Here is a 6,797-nt window from a genome sequence, read left to right on the forward strand (position 1 = left end):
GTCGCTCCTCCACAGGGTTATTAACTGATTCTGTGGATAACCTGACATCTGTTTTTCCAGGCAGAACAGTTATCTGACGGGAAACAGTAAAATTTCACTTGCAGGACAGAAAATATCTTAAATAATACTGTATATAAAAACAGGTATTTTAAGAGGTATGCCATGTTACTGCTTGTAGCACCCGAACAGGAGCCGGTGCAGTCCACTGCCCCGCTGTTCACCGAACGTTGCCCGGCGGGGTTTCCGTCGCCGGCTGCCGATTACACGGAGGAGGAACTGGATCTGAATGCCTACTGTATACGGCGTCCGGCTGCAACGTTCTTCGTCAGGGCTATCGGGGATTCGATGAAAGAAATGGGTCTGCATTCCGGCGATTTAATGGTTGTCGACAAAGCTGAGAAACCCATGCAGGGGGATATTGTTATCGCGGAAACAGATGGCGAGTTCACCGTTAAGCGTCTGCAGTTGAAGCCCCGTATCGCCCTGCTGCCGATGAATCCGGCCTACCCCACGCTTTATCCGGAAGAACTGCAGATTTTCGGGGTGGTGACGGCTTTTATACACAAAACCCGGAGCACAGACTGATGTTCGCTTTGGCTGACGTTAACAGCTTTTACGCGAGCTGCGAGAAAGTATTTCGTCCTGATTTGCGTGACAGGCCTGTGGTGGTCCTGAGTAATAACGATGGTTGTGTAATCGCGCGCAGCGCTGAAGCAAAAAAACTGGGCATAAAAATGGGGGTGCCGTGGTTTCAACTGAGGTCGGTGAAATTTCCGGAGCCGGTTATCGCGTTCTCCAGTAATTACGCCCTATACGCATCAATGTCGAACAGGGTCATGGTTCACCTGGAAGAGCTGGCGCCACGCGTTGAGCAGTACTCCATTGACGAGATGTTTCTGGATATTCGCGGTATAGACAGTTGCATCGATTTCGAGGATTTCGGACGACAACTGCGTGAGCACGTTCGTTCCGGCACGGGGCTGACCATCGGCGTCGGAATGGGTCCCACGAAAACGCTGGCAAAGTCCGCACAATGGGCTTCCAAAGAGTGGCCACAGTTTGGTGGCGTACTGGCGTTAACGCCGGGCAATCCCCGCCGTACGGAAAAACTGCTGTCACTGCAGCCAGTGGACGAAATATGGGGTGTGGGTCGCAGGATCTCAAAGAAGCTGAACACAATGGGGATCGCTACTGCACTGCAGCTGGCCCGCGCAAATCCGACTTTCATCCGGAAAAACTTCAATGTGGTTCTGGAGAGAACGGCCCGGGAACTCAATGGGGAAAGCTGTATTTCTCTTGAAGAAGTCCCGCCGCCGAAACAGCAGATTGTCTGCAGTAGGTCCTTTGGGGAGCGTGTCACGACATATGAAGCGATGCAGCAGGCAGTCTGTCAGCACGCTGAACGTGCCGCCGAAAAGCTACGTGGGGAACGGCAGTTCTGCAGGCATATTGCCGTGTTTGTGAAAACATCGCCGTTCGCCGTAACTGAGCCCTACTATGGTAATCTGGCCAGTGAAAAACTGCTCATCCCCACGCAGGATACACGGGACATCATTGCCGCTGCCGTCAGAGCTCTGGACAGGATCTGGGTGGATGGTCACCGTTACGCAAAGGCAGGCTGTATGCTGAACGATTTCACACCAACCGGGGTATCGCAGCTGAATTTGTTTGATGAAGTACAGCCGCGGGAACGGAGCGAGCAGCTGATGCAAGTCCTGGATAGTATTAACCATTCAGGACTTGGGAAAGTCTGGTTTGCAGGACGAGGCATTGCTCCTGAGTGGCAGATGAAAAGGGAACTACTTTCGCCATCTTATACGACACGCTGGGCAGATATTCCTGCAGCGAAATTGACTTGAAATTGTGGCGATTTCACCTTGAAATTCTCAACATAAATAGATTAATTACAATAAGTTAGATGTGAAATCGCCGTGGCGAAATTATTGACTCAAATTTCTATCAAGGACCTCGTTGATAGCTTTGTCCAGTTCATCCTGAACCACTTTTGACATACGGCTAAACTCATAAGTCAACGTACGCCCTTTCACACGCTTGCGCGCAAACTTGTCCTTTTCTTCAAAGGTCCAGAGTGCGGAAATTACTGACTTTTCTTTAGGAGGCGGAGCTATCAATGCCTGAGAGGCCTGAGAAATCAATTTCAGTATACTAGCTTTCTGTTCGTCTTCTGGTCGCTCGTAGTCACTCAAAATTACATCATGCTGATCTGAGACAGACTGAATGAGCCCTTCAGACGTTAAGCCCTTTTCACTGAGTTTTTCATTAACCTCTAACAGAATTTTATAGTCACTAAACGACAGCTCAGACTGAACCGGGAACAGAGCAATCAATTCTTGCGGTACTGCTGCCGCCTGTAGTGCCCTAGTGACCTTAGCCTGGGATAACCCCTCCAGTTCAGCAATTTCCTTTTGATTGAATCCAGACTCTTTCAGAGCCATTAATCTTAAGCCGATCTCCCGAAGGTTATGCTCTTTAGCTGTCTGGATATCTTTAGCCAGATGGCGAGCTTCATCAGCTGATAAAAGTTCATCGGTAACCATTACATCAAGGCCTGTACGGATATAAATCGCTGCGGCTCGCCGTCTTGAACCATCCAGTATCTCAATCCTTTCACCTTGCTGAATGCCAATACAGGGGAAGAACTGCTGAAACTTAATCGTCTGTATAATAGATTTCAGGGACTTCCTGGTCAGAGCAAGTTGATCTCTTCCGTTGGTTTCCTGGTTTACGAATGTCTTACTTTCAACGTCCGATTCAGGTACCCGAACAAACCTGAACGTTATCTTCCTGCCGGTTTTTAGGGTAAATACCTGACTTCTTTGGGTGTCAGTCATCTCGACCATTGACGCCTGGGTATTTAACTGTCTGCCAATGGTTTTTCTTCTCTCATTCGACATCACATACCTCCGTTAGTACGAATGAACTCAATGCGATCAAATACGGCCTTCGCAAAGTCTTCCGCTGCTGATTTTGCGCTTTTAAGCGCCTCGGTGCTTCCATCATAGGTTGCTGGATTTGCGGAAATAACTGTGTCAAAAGTCTCCCCGCAGCGCTCGAATCCATCCAACCTCGGCAGAACCATGTCGAGCATATCGGCACCGAATACCTCTTTGGCCTGACTATGGCAAATTTTGTGATCAGACTTGTTCAGGATTTTGGACATAAAACCGACATTTCCGATGAGATTGCAGGTGTGTCCATCCTGTTCGATCGAATCAATAAGCGCAGGAAGGCTGGCAACAAACTTCAGGGAAGAATGAAAATCAACCGTTGCCGGTGGAAGAGGGGTCAACATCAGGTCTGCCGCTCCGATGCAGTTTTTCAGGAACGCATCGAGGTGAGGACCACTATCAAGGAAGATAAAGTCGTAGTCATACCGGAGCTTGTCGATAATGTTATCTTTAAGCACTGCATGAATATTTTGCCCTGGCAGATGTTCCTCACATAATCCCTTCCAGCCTTCAGCAAGGAATGCATCGTCAATGGAAGCGGGAATAACATCAACGCCCGGGATAATTGACGGTACGATGAAATCGGAAAGTAATTCTTCACGAGACACGTTCTGGAGCATGGCCTGAGCAGCCGTATTTTCAACCAGGCCCACTGAATTCTCATGGCTCAGGAACATTGTCAGAGATGCCTGCGGATCGAAATCGATAGCCAGAATACGCAGGTCTTCGAACAGAAGCTGAGGATGAGCCCGAAAAGCATGGGATAATGAAGCGGTAGAAACTGTCTTGGAACCGCCACCTTTAAGGTTACATACAAAAATAGTGAAGGCTTTATCGAAGCGATCTCTGTACTTGGGTACTTTACGATGGAAATACAGATCGATGACGTTCTGAATCGTCATCGCGTACTTCATCGTATTGCCGGAAGGTTTCTTTTTAAAAATGTAGCCACTGGCTTCCATTTCGGCCACAGCATATTCAACACTCCCTTTGCTGAGCTTAGGCAGCTTATATAGGGCGGCTTTGCTGTATTCCTGATAGAACTCGGTAAGCTTCAATTCCTCTTTTTGCTGGCGGATACTTTCGCTCAAGGATGTCAGAAGTTTACCTGCACGTGTGGCGACTTTCCGTAACTGCTCAATATTTTCCATTTATCACCTCATGACGTTTTTTGTCATTTTGAACAAAAATAATCATGTTGCAAGCAATAATTCATAATATTTTGATTTTGCTTTCACAGGAGGCACCGAAAATTAAATGGAGAAGAGGGCACTACGTCCACAATAATTTTGTTGACCCACAGCGCAAACCGTGAGTCTGTTCAGAACTTGCTTCTGGACAGGCGAGGGGTTGGGCAAGCCCGCAGGGCGCGTCAGCCAGTCACATTCAGGTATACCTCTGCGGGACCATAAATTGATACACTGGATCTTATCAATATGACCATATAAATGATACCATCTGCTATATTACCATTTAAACGTGACCACATGGGTAAAAAATGCTCATTTTTGGCTATCTGCGTGCATCAACATCCGGGCAGGATGCAACCCGTGCAAAAAATGCCCTGAAACTATTCGTCCGTCAGCATGGTCATCGTATCGCCGGCTGGTACGTGGATAATGTCACAGGTACCACGATGAACCGTCCTGAACTGATTCGACTTCTTGATGATGCAGAACCCGGCGACATTATCCTTATTGAACAGGTCGACCGGCTCTCCCGTCTGAATGATGCCGGCTGGGAAATACTGAGAAAGCAAATCACCGACAAGCAACTGGCCATCGTCAGTCTTGATCTGCCAACCAGTCATCTGGCGCTGACCAGTATCGCCAGCGATGAATTCACCCGCAGCATGCTGAAGGCCGTGAACGGCATGCTGCTGGATATGCTGGCCGCCATTGCCAGAAAAGATTACGAGGACAGGCGACGTCGTCAGGCTGAAGGTATCAGTAAAGCAAAATCAGAGGGGAAATACCGGGGCAGGGTGGCCGATGCTCAGAAACATGAACTGATACGCACTCTGCGCCTCGCCCACGGAAAATCACTGCGTGAAACTGCACGTCTGGCTGGCGTATCTAAAATGACGGTAATTCGCGTCTGCAACAAAGAAGAAGGGTAACCGCCTCCCCGGCACGATTGCTGAAGGAATGGCAATTCCGTTCTCCACCAATATTAGCTTTTTCCGGACTGTGATAACATATCCGGGTCATTTTTCAGAGCCAGGGCTGATGAAGAAAAAAAGCAGCACACCCACTCCCCACGATGCCACGTTCAGGCAGTTTCTGACACAACCTGACATTGCCAGGGATTTTATGGCGTTGCATCTGCCGGCAGAACTGCGCGCTGTCTGCGATCTCGGTACGCTGAAACTGGAATCCGGCTCGTTCGTTGAGGATGATCTCCGCCAGTATTTCAGTGACGTGCTCTACAGCCTGAAAACCACCGCCGGTGATGGATATGTTCACGTACTCATAGAACATCAGTCCTCCCCGGATAAACATATGGCTTCCAGGATGTTTCGCTATGCTATAGCTGCGATGCAGCGCCACCTTGACGCTGGCCATAAGAAATTACCACTGGTAATACCTGTGTTATTCTATGCTGGGAAGCGCAGCCCGTATCCATACTCAACCCGATGGCTGGATGAGTTTGACGATCCGGCGCTGGCAGGCAAACTCTACAGCAGTGCTTTCCCGCTGGTAGACATTACCGTCATTCCGGATGATGAAATAGCGAAACACCGCAGTATGGCCGCTCTGACTCTGCTTCAGAAACATATTCACCAGCGGGACCTGGCAGAACTGGTTGACCGACTGGCACCCATTTTGCTGGCCGGATATCTGTCTTCATCGCAGGTAATATCGCTGGTACACTATATAGTGCAGGCTGGCGAAACATCCGACGCTGAAGCCTTTGTACGCGAACTGGCACAGCGTGTGCCGCAACACGGAGACGCACTCATGACCATCGCACAACAGCTTGAACAAAAGGGTATCCAGAAGGGTATCCAGCTAGGCAGGCAGGAAGGTCGCAACGAAGGCAAGCTGGAAGGCAAGCTGGAAGTTGCCCGAACCATGCTGCAGAACGGTATCGACCGCAATACGGTCATGAAAATGACCGGTCTTTCCGAAGACGATTTGGCGCAAATTCGCCACTGAGTATCTCAACGACTGGCACCCGCCAGTCGTTCTATTTCTCTTGTGGTGGCACGACCATAAACGGCTGACCTTTAGCCTGGCGAACCGCTTCTTTCATCACCCGCAGTAATAACGCATCATTCCAGTTAGCATCAATATGAATAACCGGTTTGCCCACTGCAAAGCGCGCGGCGATTAATTCACGCAGCGTATCTTCAGCCATGAGGTATGCGGAGGTTTTGACCGGTTCAGACTTCACTGTATGAGCAACAGGCAATTGTGATAAACGTAAACCACGACGCGTCATCGATACTCTCCCGTTAATAAAAACATTGTTAAACATCCTCTCCGGGTGCCTCTTGCTGAACTCCGGGGAACACGCTACCCGATGTCGGGTGTTACATCGTGATAAAAAGGTTTTCCTGTGCCGGCGAGATAACGCCAGCTTCCTGCCTGGCCAGCGCAGGCTTTACCAGATCGCACCACGCCAGATGGCCCGATTTTCATCAGGGTTGAGTCCGTCAAGTTGGTGTAAATTCAGTTCCAGCCTTCCGGTCCGGTAATGTGCCTGTTATGCGCTGAGTGGCAGCGCTTCGATTACTCCAGTTTCAGTAGCCTGGTCTATCTCCGCCATAGTGTGTTGTGGCAGATAACGGTTCTGAAGCAGCCATTCCTCGTTCTGTTCCGTCAG

General features: G+C 49.4%; 7 protein-coding genes. 4 read left to right on the plus strand and 3 right to left on the minus strand.

The features are described from left to right. Nucleotides 1-162: 162 nt before the first annotated feature. Both umuD and ACLJRH_RS24685 read left to right on the plus strand, forming a co-directional pair. Nucleotides 163-585 carry a translesion error-prone DNA polymerase V autoproteolytic subunit gene (umuD, locus tag ACLJRH_RS24680; protein WP_044127552.1) on the plus strand — a complete coding sequence of 141 codons (423 nt, stop codon included), beginning with the start codon at nucleotides 163-165 and terminating at the stop codon, nucleotides 583-585. Continuing rightward, nucleotides 585-1,859, plus strand: coding sequence for a Y-family DNA polymerase (locus ACLJRH_RS24685; RefSeq protein ID WP_410958218.1), 1,275 nt, complete (start codon nucleotides 585-587; stop codon nucleotides 1,857-1,859). Before umuD ends, ACLJRH_RS24685 begins: the two co-directional genes overlap by 1 nt. Before the next feature lie 81 nt (nucleotides 1,860-1,940). Here the strand turns inward: ACLJRH_RS24685 and ACLJRH_RS24690 are convergent, their stop codons facing one another. Both ACLJRH_RS24690 and ACLJRH_RS24695 read right to left on the minus strand, forming a co-directional pair. After that, nucleotides 1,941-2,915, minus strand: a complete 975-nt coding sequence (locus ACLJRH_RS24690; RefSeq protein ID WP_410958219.1) for a ParB family protein — start codon at nucleotides 2,913-2,915, stop codon at nucleotides 1,941-1,943. Beyond that, nucleotides 2,915-4,120 (minus strand): AAA family ATPase, encoded by a 1,206-nt coding sequence (locus ACLJRH_RS24695; RefSeq protein WP_410958220.1) that lies wholly within the window; start codon nucleotides 4,118-4,120, stop codon nucleotides 2,915-2,917. The genes ACLJRH_RS24690 and ACLJRH_RS24695 overlap by 1 nt, the downstream gene beginning before the upstream one ends. A 347-nt stretch (nucleotides 4,121-4,467) precedes the next feature. Here ACLJRH_RS24695 and ACLJRH_RS24700 point away from each other — a divergent pair, with 347 nt between their 5' ends. Together ACLJRH_RS24700 and ACLJRH_RS24705 are read left to right on the plus strand one after the other, a co-directional pair. Then, on the plus strand, nucleotides 4,468-5,088 hold the full coding sequence (locus ACLJRH_RS24700; RefSeq protein WP_410958221.1) for a recombinase family protein: 621 nt from the start codon (nucleotides 4,468-4,470) through the stop codon (nucleotides 5,086-5,088). A gap of 109 nt (nucleotides 5,089-5,197) precedes the next feature. After that, nucleotides 5,198-6,127: an Rpn family recombination-promoting nuclease/putative transposase gene (locus tag ACLJRH_RS24705; protein ID WP_410958222.1), complete on the plus strand. Its 930-nt coding sequence runs from the start codon at nucleotides 5,198-5,200 to the stop codon at nucleotides 6,125-6,127. A 31-nt stretch (nucleotides 6,128-6,158) separates the two neighbouring features. Here the strand turns inward: ACLJRH_RS24705 and ACLJRH_RS24710 are convergent, their stop codons facing one another. Then, nucleotides 6,159-6,413, minus strand: coding sequence for a hypothetical protein (locus ACLJRH_RS24710; protein ID WP_410958223.1), 255 nt, complete (start codon nucleotides 6,411-6,413; stop codon nucleotides 6,159-6,161). Nucleotides 6,414-6,797 lie beyond the last annotated feature (384 nt).

Origin of the sequence: Salmonella sp. SAL04162, assembly GCF_046551535.1 — a bacterium.
GTDB classification, from domain to species: Bacteria; Pseudomonadota; Gammaproteobacteria; order Enterobacterales; family Enterobacteriaceae; genus Salmonella; species Salmonella enterica.